This is a genomic window from Gardnerella sp. Marseille-Q9691, assembly GCF_046507715.1.
GTDB lineage: Bacteria > Actinomycetota > Actinomycetes > Actinomycetales > Bifidobacteriaceae > Bifidobacterium > Bifidobacterium greenwoodii.
Window position 1 is genome coordinate 352,036 of the sequence record NZ_JBKFXI010000002.1, and the last position, 14,448, is coordinate 366,483.

The following is a 14,448-nucleotide window of genomic DNA, read 5'->3' on the forward strand; positions in this document are numbered from 1 at the left end:
TTAAATATTGATTGTTGAGAACATGCAAACTGCTAATAATAAAAGTTTTCTAAAAACGCTATCGTTAAAAATAGGTACGCCTATTTGTGTATATAAAATCTGCACGTTAGTATGTTGGTAATTTACAAAACAAGAATCACAAGGAGGTGCTTATTATGACTAATCCTTTGCGCGGTATAAGAGAAGAGGATATTGTTAAGTACTTTAAAGCGCATAATCTTTCAGTTGGTAAAACATATGTGCTTACTATGAAGTACGACCCTTGGTGGAAAGATTTAATCAAACTATTTTTGTTACCTAAATTATTCTATGTAGAGCAAGGCGTTGCTGCGCGTATTATCGCTGCCACTAATAATGAGTTTATTGTTGTTAATCCGAATGTCATTTTAGGCTCGAGTAATCTAGCTAAATTAGACGATAAGCATCTTCGTCGCATTCCGTGGAATCAACTCACTAATTTTGAAGTTATAAATAAGCCAACAACTCAAATAATTCGCTTTACTGTCAATGGTAAAACAGAAGAATGGAGTGTGCCAACGGAAAGTGCTAGTGTATGGCACTTTAATGTGTACAATCTTGATAATTTGAGAAAAACAATACAGTCGCACATCTCTTGATAAGCGGATTTAAAAAACAAGATACCATATATTGTATGAACACTACTTACGCAATTGTTGATAATGACACGCTTGTATTGCGGTACATGCAACTTCTTCTAAAAAGTCGTTTGCCTGAAAACTTTGTTTGTGCATGGATGTGCTCTTCTGCAAAACAAGCTATTCATCGTTGCGTTACAGAAAATACTCCTGACGTACTTTTAGTAGATATGTCAATGAGAGAAATGAGTGGTGTTGATGTAATTAAAGCAATTCGCGAGCGCAATAGCAATATTGTTTTAATTGGCATTACTTCCTACATGCTGGATGAATACGTATTGCAAGTTGCTAAGTCGGGTGGTCAAGCGTTAGTGCATAAAGACAATTTAGCAGACGTAGTTGCAGCCATCCAATCGCGCGCAACAAGCTACGGTTGCCCAGAATTGCCACAATATATTGACTATTTTCACACTCCGCAAGAATCATTTAATATGATTTCTCAACTTCCGAAGACTTCAGTTTTGTCTCCTCAAGAATCGGAAATTATGCGCTTTTGCAAACAGGGGTATTCTACGAAAGAGATTGCAGATCAGCTTAATGTGAAAGTTTCAACAGTAAACACGCATTTACGTCGTATTTATGGAAAACTTCAAGTCCGAAGTCGAATGCAGGCGCTTGCTGCGCTCGCAAAATATTCACATGACATATAACGTGTAAGAAATTAACGTGTAAAAGTAGGTAGTTATGAAATTATTAACGCGTATGATCAATTTTTTGCCGCATGATGCCTGGCAGAAAATTGGAATTGGTGTGATCATAAGTTGTACTTTGATTCTTGAAATTTGTTCCTATAATAATCTTCATTACTACTCTAATTGGCATTCCATTACGGTTGAAATAGTATGGATTGTAATCTGCTTATGTATTGCAATATGGCCTCGTAAAGCATCTTTTATTGTGCTCATTTGGATGCCGTTGGTAATTATTGCGCCAAATATCAACTATTCATCTATGATGCTTACCATATTGATTTGTTTGGCAATTGCTGTAATTACTCAACCTTGGTACACTGTGCTTTCTTCTTGCGGAGTTTCTTCATGGTTCTTTATTATCTGCGATTTTCAAAACGCTTATGCGTTAGCATGGTGGCTTCTTATCACTCTTATTTCTAGCGCAATCGTAAAATACTATATTTCTACTATTCACCAACAACAGGAACAGTTATTTGCACAGCGTTACAACGTTTTTCAAAAATATGCCACTATTGCAGCAATTCGCATGCACGATGAAGTAACTAATGAGCTTTCCAGCATTATGATGATGGCTCAACAATCTATTGAACCTCAAACAACTCATGAACAAGAGCATGAAAATTCGCGAGAGATTCTTCAACGTGCTACTACAACTGTTCATAGAGCACGTAATATCATTTCTCTTCTTGACAATGCTACAACTGCAAGCACTGGCGATGTTATGCAATCGACTACATGTTATAAAGATTTTTGTACAGGATTACGCGTTTTATTTGATGGTGAGCAAAAGTCATTTGAGAAGCTTGGCTATATTGGTTCCATTGACTTGAATAGTGATTTAGCTGCTGAAAATTCCCAATCAATCCATTTGCCTTTTGAAGAATGTGCTCAGATTGAGTATATTTGCCGAGAACTGCTTGCGAACGTAAAAAAGCATGCTGCAAAGCCTAAAGAATACGCCATGAATGTAATGCTTAATGACCATGAATGTCATATTACGTGTATAAATAGTGCGCAACGCGGTATCCTTGCTAACTTGCAATTAGGATATGGACTGCGTTTTCATAAGATGCTTGCGGAACGCGTTGGTGGAACTTTTAAAGTTATTGAAGATGGTGATTCGTGGATTATTAATGTACATGTTCCGCTTCATGCAGAGAAATAGCCATTGCGCAAGATGCTTATTGTGCTTCCTTGCGCTTCAATCGAGTATTTGGACGTATTTCGACCGAGTGTCTGGACGCGTTTTAATCGAGTATTTGGACGAACCTTTGCGCAGCAGATGCAAGTAGGTGGTTAATTTGCAATGCAGAATGCTGTTTTGTTGCTATGTTATACACGTTATCGTGGCAGTTTTTGCGAATTTTGCAATTTCTGCCACGATAACGCATGATTTGAGCGCTGCTAGTTTAGCGGAATAACAACATTGACCAGCCAAGTGTCATCATCTTTTTGAGCGCTTAAAGATCCACCTAAACGTTCCACAGATTTTTTGTGAAACAGTAGCCCTTTGCCAAAAACGAGTCTTCCACCAAACTTATTCAACGTCGAAATCGAATTCATGCACATTATTTTGCATTCGCGCTCATCAACCGTAACATTCATAGAAAAATCAACGCTAGTATTGCAATGCTTGCGAATATTAGTAAGCAACTCGCTGCACATGCGAATAGCGCATTGAGCCTTTTCAGTACTAACAGTTGCAGATGTAGTAAAATCACCACTCCCCGAACTTTTATCAACCACTGTTAGAGAGCCATAGTATCCAAGCTGCTCGCAAATTTGCCGTTCAGCTTGTAAGCGCGCACGAATATTGCATAAGAAATCAGTCAAATTCATGCGATCATTGCTATTAGAACCATAAACAAACTGCGTGCTGGCAATATTTGAATCTAAAGAATCATCATACTTTTGCTCAGCTTGCTCAAGCAGGCTGATAACAAGTCTCGCTTTGGAAAGCGCGTTACGCGAATGTTCAACAATCTGCTCTAACGATTCTTTTGTATGTTCATTGTTCTCAGCATATAAAGCATCCGTTGCAAGCAGCGTAATATCCGTAATCTCATTGTTCACATCGTCATGCAATTGCAACGCAACCGACGCAATATAAGACTGGAACTTGCTTCGTACAATATCCATTTTTGCACGATTATTTTCTTCCAACATGTTCAAATACTTGCGCAAAGCGTAACCGCAAATCATGGAAATAAGAATAAAACAAGGAAAAGTAAACGGAATGTACGCCATTTTTGCAAAGTACATAATATTCAGCGAAACTATGTACGCACAAAGCAAATACTTCCACGAATCGTAAAAGCCTGCAACAAACATGCTAGCAATCAGCGAAAAAAGCACGCAAGTCGCATTTACACTTGGTACTGCTAACGTTACGCAATACAAAATCGGAGTTACGAGTGATATTTGACGCGGAAAAGCAATCAAAAGAAATATTGCAAACATCCAAACGTATTGACACGCAGATTGTAATGGATTATGCCACAACCCAGCTGTATTGCACGATTGCACATCCATTGACACCACAAGAATCGCCAATATTATGAATAAAGTTCGCTGAATTTTCCAGCTTTTAACCAACTCAATAACGCGCGAAAATGTTTTCATTAACATGCGCTATCCGTTTCTTGCAAAATATTCGTATGATTCTGCGGCAAATCATTAAAATATTGCAGATTGTTAGTTTGCTCACGATTTTGCATTGCAGCAAATGCAGATATTGCTTGCACGCGATTAGAAACATGCAATTTTTTGTAAATCCTATGAATATGCGTGTTTACAGTGTTTGGCATAAGACCAAGTTGAGCCGCAATCTGATTCGTCGTGTAACCTTTAGCGAGCAGATCCATGATTTTTAGTTCTTGCGGCGGCAAAACGCTGCGCGACCTTGATTTAGAAAGCCTAATAAAAGATTCTTGCGGAGTAGCAAAATCGTACGCAACGTCTTTAACGCAACGGCAGCCATACACGTTCTGATTATCGCAATATTGCAAAGCTTCTGCCAATCCTTTGAAATTGTCTTTAGCAACCATAGCTTGCCCACCAACTTGCGCTACTGACGAAGCATAGGATCTGCAGTCATACGAAGTCATGCCAATTAAAATGATACTGTTGTTTTGCTCACGAATTGCGCGGATTACTTCCACTCCAGACATGTCTTTCATTGACATATCTATCAAAATATAATCTGGAGTAGTTTTTGCTACTTGGCAATATTTCAAAGCTTGCACGCCTGATTTTACGCACCATTTGCAAGCGTACTCACTTGGCAAAAGCTTGCTGAGCACGTTTCGCATAACCGCTAAAACTAATGGGTCGTTATCTACTATTGCATACGTTTTTTGCATAATGGCTTTCTTGCAATCTTATGCTACTTTTCTTATATTCTACTTTATAAGCATGCTCAAAGTAGAGCAAATCGTGTAGTAATAAATGATTACAAGTAATGCATGTAAATCAAATGTGATTATAATAAGTAACAATATGTGACTTTTGGTTGCGTTGAAAATTCATTTTCAATAATGATTGCAGCAGGATTATATGACAAAACGACTAGTAGTATTGCACTCCGCAGAAGTAGCTGCGATGGCGTTTGCCTCAGCAGCTGCTTTTATGCGTAGCTTTGACCTTTTCGCTTTGTGGCTTGTTCTAGGACTTCTTTCTGTTGCAATGTATTCTTGTGCATATTTTTTCTTGCTCAACAGCGTTATTAAAGCAAAAAATGCGTATATAGAAAATAATATATCTAAGATTAGCGGCGCGGGTGCTAACAGCATAAGTAGTGACGTTGAGAATACAGAGAACAACAAAGATTACATAATTACTCTTGAGCAAGAACGCAAAAAAGTCGAATCACAAAATAAGCAAATACTCAACAATTACTCAAATAATTTAATAAATATTATTTCATGCTTTATTTGTGGGCTTATTCACGTTCCTTGGATTTATTACTACGGAATTGCAAATGGCGTTTTAACATTGGTGATTTTGTGGCGAGTAATAAAGCGACCACAAGGTCACCCTATTGACGAAAGCGATTTTTAAAGATTTAAGACTTTAAGGATTTAGGCTTATTGTTGATCTTCCATTGAAAGATTTAATCCTTTTGCAGCATTGCGAAAATATTCTATGTGATCGCCATAACCGTCTGCAATAATAGCATCATCTTTTACAACAAAAGAGCCATTTTCTAGCACAATATATTTTGTAAAGAATTCTTCTAATTGCTTAGCTAATTCATCAATTTCATCTTGCGAAAGCTCTTCGCTACTATTTTCCGCAAGTTTATCTTCCTGCTCTTTAGTTTGATTGACAGTATTTTCACTATCCATATTTGTGCTATTCATGTTTGTATCTCCTTATATTTGTAATATATTCGCAACTTATATTTGCAACATATATTTGCAACATATTTGTGCGTTGATTTAAGTCTAATTACAAACCTTTTCCGCGCAATCTTGAGTACTAAGTTCTGAGTACATCATATTGCTCGAAGACTTGCGGCATTTATACTAGAAATACATACGAACGATAGGCAGTGTACGCGAATTAGCTACAATGCTCACAAACAAAACAGCAAATTGGAAGGGAAACAACTCATGAGCAAGTACTATATAAAACTTATTAAAGAAACGCTTATTTGGATTCTTAAGTGGGCAATATTTACAGCATTCGAATTCTTTATTTTGTACGTTGCGATTATTTCTTGGAATCATGATTTTGTACAGTTCATGCACGAATACAGTAATGCTATTATTCCATTTATAGCAACTACCGGAGCAAGCACAGCAACGATGACTCGAAACGAAGGCACTATTTTTGAAGTCAAAGATTAAGGTGGTTCAAGATTATTGCGCGGATTGAATTGAAGCCTCTTGGCGAGCAACGTCAAGTGCTTTATTAAATGCGTCGCTAGTCCAACTTGCTCCAGCAACAACCGAAATATGCAAATCTTTTAACGGCTTTCCAACGATTTTGCCGGGGATAGCCTTTGAGAATGCATCCATATGGCCCTTTGAAATCGGCGTAAACGGATGAGACGTTATTTGCACATCGCTAACATTTCCATTTGCAACGCTTAAATTCACGTCAATGCTATCTTCTGCAACTGGCCCATACTTAGCTTTGATTTTATAATCGCCATCTTTATAATTGCCAGTGTCTGTTTTAGGCTGATTCTGCTGGTTTTTAGAATCTTGCGAATCTCCAGAATCCTCAATTTGCGCAGAAGACTTAGATTGTTGAGCGCCAGCATCGTACTTTCCAGAAGGATTACCGCCATCATCAGCGCTCTGACCGGAATTACCAGCGAACTCATCGTTCATCGGCACAGCGCTTGGCTCACCACAAGCAGAAAACATAGCGGACGACGCGGCTACAATCGCAAGTGTAGCAACGGTTTTTGCAACTTTTTTAGACTTCAAATCATCGCGCAAATTATTGCAACGTGAAACATCGTGAAACATATTATCCGAAACCATAAAATCATCGCCTTTAAATCTTAAATTAAAAACTATACGCAACTAATCATTTAAAAACTAATCATCTAAATTCGCTAATTTAGGCGACTTAGTAGGCTCATGGTCTTGCAAAGCTTCCGCAACGCTTTCATCAACATGAGCACTCGTAAACGCAGGCTTGCCGCCAATCGCCTCGTACGCTTTGCGCGCATCCTCATTATTCCAACGCTCACCAACAAGCACACCATGATTAAGCATAATTTCGCGATCCGCACACTGAGCAACCAAAGAATCGTGAGTTACAACAATAATCGTCGTTCCTTGATTGTGCAGCTGCTTAAACAAGTCGAGCACAATCTGCTCATTTTTTTCATCCAAATTACCAGTCGGCTCATCCGCAAGAAGCAACTTCGGGCAGTTGATAAGTGCACGAGCAACGCAAACACGCTGCTGCTCACCACCAGAAAGCTGGCTTGGCAAATGGTGAGCGCGATCCTTCAAACCCACGCGATCCAAAGCATCCATTGCTTGAGCTTCGTCAACAACAGAATGATAGTATTGCGCAACCATCACATTTTCAACGGCTGTTAAATGCGGCACAAGATAAAACTTTTGAAAAACTAAGCCGATTACGTTTTTACGAACGTCTGCAAGCTGACCTGCATTCAAATCCTCAAGTTTGCGGCCTTGCAAAGACACGGAACCCTTGGACGGCGAATCCATGCAGCCAATAATGTTCATTAGCGTTGTCTTGCCAGAACCACTGGAGCCAACAATAGAAAGCCACTCGCCTTGCGGCACAGTAAGCGACAAATCGTCAACCGCACGAAGAGAGCCGTAAATCTTGGAAATATGATCCAAAGTCAACAGCATTTTTGGCTTAGACTCCGCGCCTTCCAGCTTATTTTCTACATTCTCTGTCATATTAAATCCTTAACTCAAATCCTTAACTCAAATCTTAAACAATCCATAAATTTACACTTAAAACTATTCTTCTCGAAGCACAATCGCAGGGTCAATTTTTGAAGCGCGCAAAACAGGCGGCAAGGCAGCAACGCAAGAAGCAATCAGGCTAAATGCAACAGAAAATGCAACAAGCCACCAATTCACACCCAAATCTCTAGCGAACACCATTGCCGCAAGCAAACGCGCAAACACATACCCTACGGCCGTACCTGCGATTCCGCCAATCAAGCCGTATAATCCAGCTTCGGCAGTAAACTCCACGCCAATACTCTTAGCACTTGCACCCAAAGCTTTGCGCAAACCAATTTCGTTTCGACGCTGTTGCACAATCGAAGAAATCGTAGTGCTCACGCCAACCATCATTAACGCAAGCACAACCAGCGAAACTATGCAAAACAGGCTTCGAAGCATAGTAATAATGCCAGTGTCAGCAGCAGTAACTTTAGTAACTTGCTGAGCGCGCACACGCATAGAAGTCATATCGTTAATACTTCTCACAACCGCATCAACGCTAGGTGCAGAAGACGAGTAAGCAATAACATCTGCTCCGCACTTAACACCAGTAAGAGTATTCACATCCGCATTAAGAGCATAAAGCATGGAATCTTCCGCGCCGCCAGTGTCCAAAATGCCACAAACGCGGAAAGTTGTGCCGTGAGTATCCATAATATCCGTTGAAACACGGCCTTCAACAAGCTTTTGTTGAGAAGATTTTTGCGCAGACTGATCTGAAGACTTACTTGCAGACTTACTTTCAGATTTTTCTGCCGGCTTATGCGAGCCGTCAGTATTATCCGAAGACCTATACGCAATCGCAATACGAGAACCTATTTTTAAGCCCATTGCAGAAGCAACATCTCGCCCAACCATCACATTTCCGCTGCTCGGCCAAGAGCCGTCTACATTCCAATGCTTATTAAGAGACTTTACTGAACGAACGTCTATTCCTGCTAAAACATACGGGGCTGCGTTAATACGCACATTTTCGTAACGATATGTAGCAGATCGCATAGCACCTTTTGCAAGAACCATGTCGTTTGTGTGCAAAACCATTGCGCGGTCAATACCGTTTTTCCACTCGCCCTCAATTGGCGTTACGATAATATTCGCTCCATACGCGCGCATTTCGTCGCTCATCTGCTGAGGCACAACCAGGCAGATTGCAGCCAAACAAAACAGCGTAGCAGCACCAACAAGCGTTGCAATAACAGCCATTAAAGCACGCGATTTTCGGCGAAATACCGCGCTAAATAGCATGGTTATAAACATTGAATTGTTGGAAGTCATATAAGATTTACCTGCCATGAAGCACCTCCGCAGGACGCACACTCAAAATCGAACGAATCGACGAGCCTGCAGCCGCAAGCACAGTCAACGCAAGCAGCACAAACACAAGCACAAACACCATCGGTCGGAACAAAATCGCAGAACCAAACACAGTAAAACCAATAATCTGAGCCACCGCAAATCCCAAAACCATACCTAGAAGCGCTCCGCCAAGCGCAATAACCGCAGTTTCCATAAGCATAAGACGAGCAACAGCACCATCTCGCGCACCCAAAGCCTTAAGCAATGCAAGCTCACCGGAACGCTCCGAAATTGAAGCAGCCATAAGATTCGCCACGGCGACAGCCGCAGCAATCAAACTCAATGCAGTCATCAAAACCATAACAGCGCGCGTCTTATTTAATACGTTCCCCTGCAAAGCAGCAACCTGACGAACCTGCTTTGCAACAGCTCCCGGAATTACCTCCTCAATTTGGTAAGTAATCGAACTCGGGTAAGCAGTGCAATACCAAGTTTCCCACTCTTCCTGGCTTAGAGCTGCCGGATTTTTAGCAGCCTTTCGCGCTAAATCATTTTCCGGAGTTGTGAGCGCTTTTACTTCAATCAAATCAGCCATATTCGGCTTATTTGCAAGGTTTTGAGCGTCACTAGAGCTTGCGTAAATTGCGTTATTGTCGTCGTCGCCAGAATCGTATACACCAACCAAGCGCAACGAAACCTCGCGTCCGTCACGAATCAAACGCAAACGCTGACCAAGTTTTAAGTGCAAACGCTCAGCTAATTGAACGCCGACCATTGCCTCAGATTGATTATCTTTTGCCCAACGGCCCGAGCGAATCTTCCACCAAGAACGCAAGCCTCGAACACCAACAACAGTTGTCTCCCCTGAAGCGAGCGCAAGCTTGCGATTAAACCAAGTTCCAACAATAGGCACAACAGTTTTAGTAGAAGACTTCGATTCAAGATTTGCGTGAACTTTTATTTTCGGCGCAAAATTCGTAATATTGAACGCCCAAAAAATCATTTTAATTTTTGCAGCGTCTGATTCCTTCAAAAAAGCAGTAGACTCTTGGCTTTCGGCAGCTGCTAGATTATGCAAAGAAGCAGCGTCTTCCTGCTCGCGAGAAGCGTATAAATCATTTACAACAGCGCTAGATTTTGGCTGAACAACAATATTCGAACCATACGAGCTAAGCTCGGCGTTAATCTTGTCTCCAACGTCGTACACAACACTAAGCATTGCAACGCTTACGCACGCGCTTAAACACACAACAAGCGCAATCAGCACACGCTTTTTTATTTGCCGCACAAGAGAGCGAGCAACCATGCGCATCATAAACATTAGCGTTGCTCCTTACTTAAAGTGCGAACTAAGCACGTCTAAATCAGCAGTATGAATTGTGATTTTGCCATGCCCAGCCTTGTACGGGAACGGAATCGGATTGCAACCACCCTTAAAACCAATGGTTGCCAAGTTAATTGCTACGTCACATTTACGGCAAATAATCTTACCGTCTTTTTCATAGTAGCCTGCATCACCACAGTTTTCGCAAGCATCCAAACCAACTCCGTACGCTCCACCATTCTTTTTAATGATTATAAAGCGCATAACAGTGCCGTCTTTTGCTTTGTACTGGAAGCGGTGAAGGTGGCCGTCTGAAATTTGCACAAAGTTGATAGTTGCCACGCCATCGTGCAATTCGTACGGTTCAGGCGGTGTTAAAGTTGGCTTAATATTCATAATAGATACGCCTGCAGTAAGCGTAAGTATTACGGTAACAGCAGCCAAAAGCGCCGCAAGAGCAGACTTTCGAGATTTGCGCTTAAAAGCTCGCTTTGTGCGAATTTCTGCAGCATTTTCTCCAACTACTGCCGTTTTAAAACCGATTACGAGAGACGCAACTGCAGGAATCAAAAATACGCTAATTTGCGCCATAATCATCAGCGGATTATTGTTAATCAGCCAAACAAGCACGTTGAAAGAAAAGTCGTCAATATAAAGCAGAATGCTTCCTTGCATAATCTGCAAAAGTGAAGTTACATGCTGAATAAGCAGAATAATCATGCTGAGCACAATTGCAATTTTGAAGGAAATTGCGTTAGATGTGGCTCGCAAAGAGTGCACCATAAGACTTATGCAAATTGCTGCGGCTGCACCAAGCACGAATCCAAGCGCGCGAAGAAGCATGTCGGATGTAAAAGGTGGTGTGCTTGAATCTACAAAAATCGTAAGCTGTAAAATAACGTCCGGAAGCGCATAAAATACTGTAAATGCTAGTGCGCACGCGCCAATTGCGTTACTTATGTGCATTGCAAGCGGATGCTCACGCCAGTTTTCAACAGTTTTGCTCGAGCGAATTACAGCCGCAATTGCAGCAATATCGAAAGGAACTGCAACGCAAAGAGCGGGCATGTTAATAAAGTTACGCTGATTAATTACTACGCTTGCTCGAAGAATTGCAAAAATAAGTGCAGCAACTGTGCCAAACGACAATCCGTACAGTCTCCAGCGCGCACTCAGCGGCTTATCTCGCCCCTCACCCACTGTAAGTGAGGCACTTAAGCCCATTGTAAGTAGCATAAGAGGGAGCAGCCCAGGAAGCACTGTTACGAACAGTCTGAGCATAACTCCCTCCTTTGCTATTAGCTACAATCTATTATTCAATAGTTTCTAATATTTACTAACAATCACTAATTGTTACTAACTATTACTAATTATTACTAACTATTACTACCACTGGCGAGGAGTGTACTTCCAGTCGTCGAATGTGGCCTTGATTGGCTCAGTCCAGAAGCGACCGGTTACGCCGGTAGCAGGATCGACGTGAAGCATCCAACCCTTCTTTTCTGGGGATTCGACTGAAAGCACGAGCTTGTAGTTTCCAGCCTTGTCGAGCTTAACGTTTGCACCGTAGTGAGGACCGTCGGAAGCATTCATCTGCATGAAAGTACCCTTAACAACAGATTCGCCGCTTGCCTTGTCAACAATCTCATAGTTCACAGTCAAATCTGGAATGAACTCGCCCTTACCGTAGCCGAGCTTAGTACCTTTTTGGTTAGCATGAATATCTGCCTCAAGGTGGAAGCTTGCCTCTGAAGCCTTCAAGCCCATGCCAGCTGGAACCATGTCCACTGGCTGGAAGTACACAGCACCGATAGTAAGAGGTCCAATGTTTTGATCCTGGTGAGGGCCAACTGGCACCTCTTCAAAGCCCTTATCGCCGCCTTTGTCGTCAGCCTTGTCGTCAGCCTTTTGCTCGGTTGCCTGTGACTTAGAAGCAGACTTTGCGGAATTTCCGTTAGAACCACAGCCGGCAAGCGCAAGCACACCTGCGAGAGCCAAAGCTGCAATTGCCATCATTTTTTTATTCTTCATATCTAACCTTTTCTTTTGATTGATTAGTTATTTTTATTATTTATTGTTTAGTTGTTATTTAGTTATTTATTTGTTATTTATTTAATTTTGCCTATTTACCTTCTATCGCGCGCTTTCCACGGCTCCGCGCAATAGACACGCAAAGTAGCGAAATTACCACGATTGCAGCAACAATCTGAGCCGTAATCGTTTCCACGTACGGATAGAACCCAAGCCAATCGTTAGTTGGCAAGCCTTGAATATACATACCTGCGAGCGCATCACCCTCAATAAGAGCATGCACACCGCCGCCAGCAAAAATCACCACAAGCACAGACATAAGAGCACTTGTGCCGGTAAAGAATGGACGAATTGGTATGCGAACGGAAGCAAAACGAATAAGCAAGAATATCACTACCAGAACTGCAGCCGCAGCAACAAAACCGCCCCAAATCAGGGAGTCAGCTCCACTTGAAACAGCAAAAATAGCCTGATAGAAGATTACAGTTTCTGCGCCTTCTCTAAACACCGCAAGGAAGCTAAGCAGAGCGAGAGAAATTAAACTGCCTTTAGACACTGCAGCCGTAGTCTGATCGCTAATATACTTATTCCACGCTTGCACGGAAGAACGCGAAATCATCCAGTTGCTTGTGTAAAGAAGCATAAGCATTGCAAACAGTGCAACCACGCCTTCTGTAATCTCTTGCTGAGGTCCGGAACCGTTGAAAAGTAAGCCGAACAGTGCAGCAACAATCAGCGAAGCCACAATACCTGCAGCAAGTCCTAAGTAAATATACTTAACCATGTTTTTGTGGCCGGATTTAATCAGGTACGCAATAATTGCTGCAACAACCAGAAGCGCTTCCAAACCTTCGCGAAGCAAAATTACAAAAGCTTGGCCGAAAGAACTGGTTATAAACTGCATAAACGGATTAGCATTTGAAGATGCACCACCGTCAAGTTTAGCCGAATCTTCAATAAGCATTGCTTTAAGATCCGTTACGAACTTTTTAGCTTGCTCAACCGTTTTGCCGTTGTTCATTGCTTGGCGACACTCTTTGAACTGATATTCGACTGTTGAAACGCGACTACCACTTATTGCGTTCATTACGTTCTTTTCAAAACCGAGCTTTTCGTAATACTGGTAGTATGCTTCGTTGATTAAATCAACTGCTGCTTCGACTTGAGACTTGTTCCCTTTTGCGGATTTGTAGGTTGCAACGGATTTGTCGAGAATAACGTTCATTTCTCGAGCAACTTGGCTCCAAGTACGGCCGTTGCGTCCAAGATTTTTCTTTTTTGCAGCGTCAAGCTTTTTGCGCTCTGCTTTGATTTGCGCACGAAGTTTTTGCGCGTAAATATTCGGCTTATCTATTTTTGAGTTTGAGTCGAGTTGATCTGCAGTTTGCGCAACATCTGCCGAAAGAGCTTTTGATACAGCTGCTATTTGATCTCCCTGATTTTGCTGGTACACAAGCGTTTGCAGCTGCTGGAATTGATCGCTTTGCGATTGAACTTTATTCTGACCAAAAGTATCTCGAACAACAGTAATCATATTCGAAGCAACATAAACGGAATTGTAAGCTGCCTGGAATCGTGTGGCAGCTCCCGAATTATTGCCGCTTTTATATTCACTTTGGCCCTGCTGCAATTGGCTATCAATCGCCTTAGAAACATCCGACCAACTAGCGTACGAACGATCTGCGTCTGTTGCAAAAGCTGGCTCAGTTACAGCAAACGAGCTTATAACAAAACTCGCAAACGTGCACATAGACATGCACATAACCATGCATACAGCCAGCATGAGCGCGGTAGCACCGGAAACAACTCGGCGCACACTTTTACACGCGCGCATAACATCTCCTCGTGTCTTCTTACACTTCCTGCTTCTCAACACGCTCTACCCCGATTGAGCGCACCCAACTAAAACTTGCCATCAAAGGCCCCACAGGTACATAATATCGACATATCATGTAGATTGATATAGTTCGGAGCAAAAAACACGCAAATATTGCAAA

General features: G+C 41.7%; 15 protein-coding genes. 5 read left to right on the forward strand and 10 right to left on the reverse strand.

Features of this window, described 5'->3' with window-relative positions:
- Positions 1-155: 155 nt before the first annotated feature.
- Genes ACLD6A_RS05065 through ACLD6A_RS05075 form a run of 3 tightly spaced genes read left to right on the forward strand, consistent with a single transcriptional unit; the run spans position 156 to position 2,513 of the window.
- Positions 156-617 carry a hypothetical protein gene (locus ACLD6A_RS05065; RefSeq protein WP_004134115.1) on the forward strand — a complete coding sequence of 154 codons (462 nt, stop codon included), beginning with the start codon at positions 156-158 and terminating at the stop codon, positions 615-617.
- A 35-nt stretch (positions 618-652) separates the two neighbouring features.
- A complete protein-coding gene (locus ACLD6A_RS05070) occupies positions 653-1,306 on the forward strand; it encodes a response regulator transcription factor (protein WP_004134113.1) in 654 nt (217 codons plus the stop codon).
- A 34-nt stretch (positions 1,307-1,340) separates the two neighbouring features.
- Entirely contained in the window at positions 1,341-2,513 is a 1,173-nt protein-coding gene (locus ACLD6A_RS05075) for a hypothetical protein (protein WP_004134111.1), read from the forward strand.
- 239 nt (positions 2,514-2,752) lie between these two features.
- Here ACLD6A_RS05075 and ACLD6A_RS05080 read toward each other — a convergent pair whose 3' ends face one another.
- Both ACLD6A_RS05080 and ACLD6A_RS05085 read right to left on the reverse strand, forming a co-directional pair.
- A complete protein-coding gene (locus tag ACLD6A_RS05080; RefSeq protein WP_004134109.1) occupies positions 2,753-3,976 on the reverse strand; it encodes a histidine kinase dimerization/phosphoacceptor domain-containing protein in 1,224 nt (407 codons plus the stop codon).
- Positions 3,970-4,710, reverse strand: coding sequence for a LuxR C-terminal-related transcriptional regulator (locus ACLD6A_RS05085; RefSeq protein WP_410313757.1), 741 nt, complete (start codon positions 4,708-4,710; stop codon positions 3,970-3,972). Before ACLD6A_RS05085 ends, ACLD6A_RS05080 begins: the two co-directional genes overlap by 7 nt.
- Before the next feature lie 193 nt (positions 4,711-4,903).
- Here ACLD6A_RS05085 and ACLD6A_RS05090 point away from each other — a divergent pair, with 193 nt between their 5' ends.
- Positions 4,904-5,407: a hypothetical protein gene (locus ACLD6A_RS05090; RefSeq protein ID WP_032843726.1), complete on the forward strand. Its 504-nt coding sequence runs from the start codon at positions 4,904-4,906 to the stop codon at positions 5,405-5,407.
- A 26-nt stretch (positions 5,408-5,433) separates the two neighbouring features.
- On the opposite strand, the gene ACLD6A_RS05095 is transcribed toward ACLD6A_RS05090, so the two are convergent.
- Positions 5,434-5,709 (reverse strand): hypothetical protein, encoded by a 276-nt coding sequence (locus ACLD6A_RS05095; RefSeq protein WP_410313758.1) that lies wholly within the window; start codon positions 5,707-5,709, stop codon positions 5,434-5,436.
- A 252-nt stretch (positions 5,710-5,961) separates the two neighbouring features.
- On the opposite strand from ACLD6A_RS05095, the gene ACLD6A_RS05100 reads away from it, so the two are divergent.
- Positions 5,962-6,198 carry a hypothetical protein gene (locus ACLD6A_RS05100; protein WP_004129709.1) on the forward strand — a complete coding sequence of 79 codons (237 nt, stop codon included), beginning with the start codon at positions 5,962-5,964 and terminating at the stop codon, positions 6,196-6,198.
- 12 nt (positions 6,199-6,210) lie between these two features.
- Here ACLD6A_RS05100 and ACLD6A_RS05105 read toward each other — a convergent pair whose 3' ends face one another.
- The 7 genes from ACLD6A_RS05105 to ACLD6A_RS05135 form a co-directional block, all read right to left on the reverse strand.
- Positions 6,211-6,843: an FMN-binding protein gene (locus tag ACLD6A_RS05105; RefSeq protein WP_410313759.1), complete on the reverse strand. Its 633-nt coding sequence runs from the start codon at positions 6,841-6,843 to the stop codon at positions 6,211-6,213.
- Between the two features lie 57 nt (positions 6,844-6,900).
- Entirely contained in the window at positions 6,901-7,746 is an 846-nt protein-coding gene (locus ACLD6A_RS05110) for an ABC transporter ATP-binding protein (protein ID WP_410313760.1), read from the reverse strand.
- Between the two features lie 63 nt (positions 7,747-7,809).
- On the reverse strand, positions 7,810-9,093 hold the full coding sequence (locus ACLD6A_RS05115) for an ABC transporter permease (RefSeq protein ID WP_410313761.1): 1,284 nt from the start codon (positions 9,091-9,093) through the stop codon (positions 7,810-7,812).
- Entirely contained in the window at positions 9,083-10,417 is a 1,335-nt protein-coding gene (locus tag ACLD6A_RS05120; protein ID WP_410313762.1) for an ABC transporter permease, read from the reverse strand. The genes ACLD6A_RS05115 and ACLD6A_RS05120 overlap by 11 nt, the downstream gene beginning before the upstream one ends.
- Positions 10,418-10,429: 12 nt before the next feature.
- Positions 10,430-11,701, reverse strand: coding sequence for a Fe-S-containing protein (locus ACLD6A_RS05125; protein WP_410313763.1), 1,272 nt, complete (start codon positions 11,699-11,701; stop codon positions 10,430-10,432).
- A gap of 105 nt (positions 11,702-11,806) precedes the next feature.
- A complete protein-coding gene (locus ACLD6A_RS05130; protein ID WP_102695043.1) occupies positions 11,807-12,451 on the reverse strand; it encodes an iron transporter in 645 nt (214 codons plus the stop codon).
- Positions 12,452-12,542: 91 nt separating this feature from the next.
- Complete coding sequence (locus ACLD6A_RS05135; RefSeq protein ID WP_410313764.1) at positions 12,543-14,285, reverse strand: FTR1 family protein; 1,743 nt, start codon at positions 14,283-14,285, stop codon at positions 12,543-12,545.
- Positions 14,286-14,448 lie beyond the last annotated feature (163 nt).

What these genes read in the sequence shown, in the direction of transcription:
- ACLD6A_RS05115 (WP_410313761.1), bottom strand. Translation starts at nt 9,093, where the DNA reads ATGGCAGGTAAATCTTATATGACTTCCAACAATTCAATGTTTATAACC.
- ACLD6A_RS05080 (WP_004134109.1), bottom strand. Translation starts at nt 3,976, where the DNA reads ATGTTAATGAAAACATTTTCGCGCGTTATTGAGTTGGTTAAAAGCTGG.
- ACLD6A_RS05065 (WP_004134115.1), top strand. Translation starts at nt 156, where the DNA reads ATGACTAATCCTTTGCGCGGTATAAGAGAAGAGGATATTGTTAAGTAC.
- ACLD6A_RS05120 (WP_410313762.1), bottom strand. Translation starts at nt 10,417, where the DNA reads ATGTTTATGATGCGCATGGTTGCTCGCTCTCTTGTGCGGCAAATAAAA.
- ACLD6A_RS05110 (WP_410313760.1), bottom strand. Translation starts at nt 7,746, where the DNA reads ATGACAGAGAATGTAGAAAATAAGCTGGAAGGCGCGGAGTCTAAGCCA.
- ACLD6A_RS05070 (WP_004134113.1), top strand. Translation starts at nt 653, where the DNA reads ATGAACACTACTTACGCAATTGTTGATAATGACACGCTTGTATTGCGG.
- ACLD6A_RS05130 (WP_102695043.1), bottom strand. Translation starts at nt 12,451, where the DNA reads ATGAAGAATAAAAAAATGATGGCAATTGCAGCTTTGGCTCTCGCAGGT.
- ACLD6A_RS05105 (WP_410313759.1), bottom strand. Translation starts at nt 6,843, where the DNA reads ATGGTTTCGGATAATATGTTTCACGATGTTTCACGTTGCAATAATTTG.
- ACLD6A_RS05075 (WP_004134111.1), top strand. Translation starts at nt 1,341, where the DNA reads ATGAAATTATTAACGCGTATGATCAATTTTTTGCCGCATGATGCCTGG.
- ACLD6A_RS05125 (WP_410313763.1), bottom strand. Translation starts at nt 11,701, where the DNA reads ATGCTCAGACTGTTCGTAACAGTGCTTCCTGGGCTGCTCCCTCTTATG.
- ACLD6A_RS05135 (WP_410313764.1), bottom strand. Translation starts at nt 14,285, where the DNA reads ATGCGCGCGTGTAAAAGTGTGCGCCGAGTTGTTTCCGGTGCTACCGCG.
- ACLD6A_RS05085 (WP_410313757.1), bottom strand. Translation starts at nt 4,710, where the DNA reads ATGCAAAAAACGTATGCAATAGTAGATAACGACCCATTAGTTTTAGCG.
- ACLD6A_RS05100 (WP_004129709.1), top strand. Translation starts at nt 5,962, where the DNA reads ATGAGCAAGTACTATATAAAACTTATTAAAGAAACGCTTATTTGGATT.
- ACLD6A_RS05090 (WP_032843726.1), top strand. Translation starts at nt 4,904, where the DNA reads ATGACAAAACGACTAGTAGTATTGCACTCCGCAGAAGTAGCTGCGATG.
- ACLD6A_RS05095 (WP_410313758.1), bottom strand. Translation starts at nt 5,709, where the DNA reads ATGAATAGCACAAATATGGATAGTGAAAATACTGTCAATCAAACTAAA.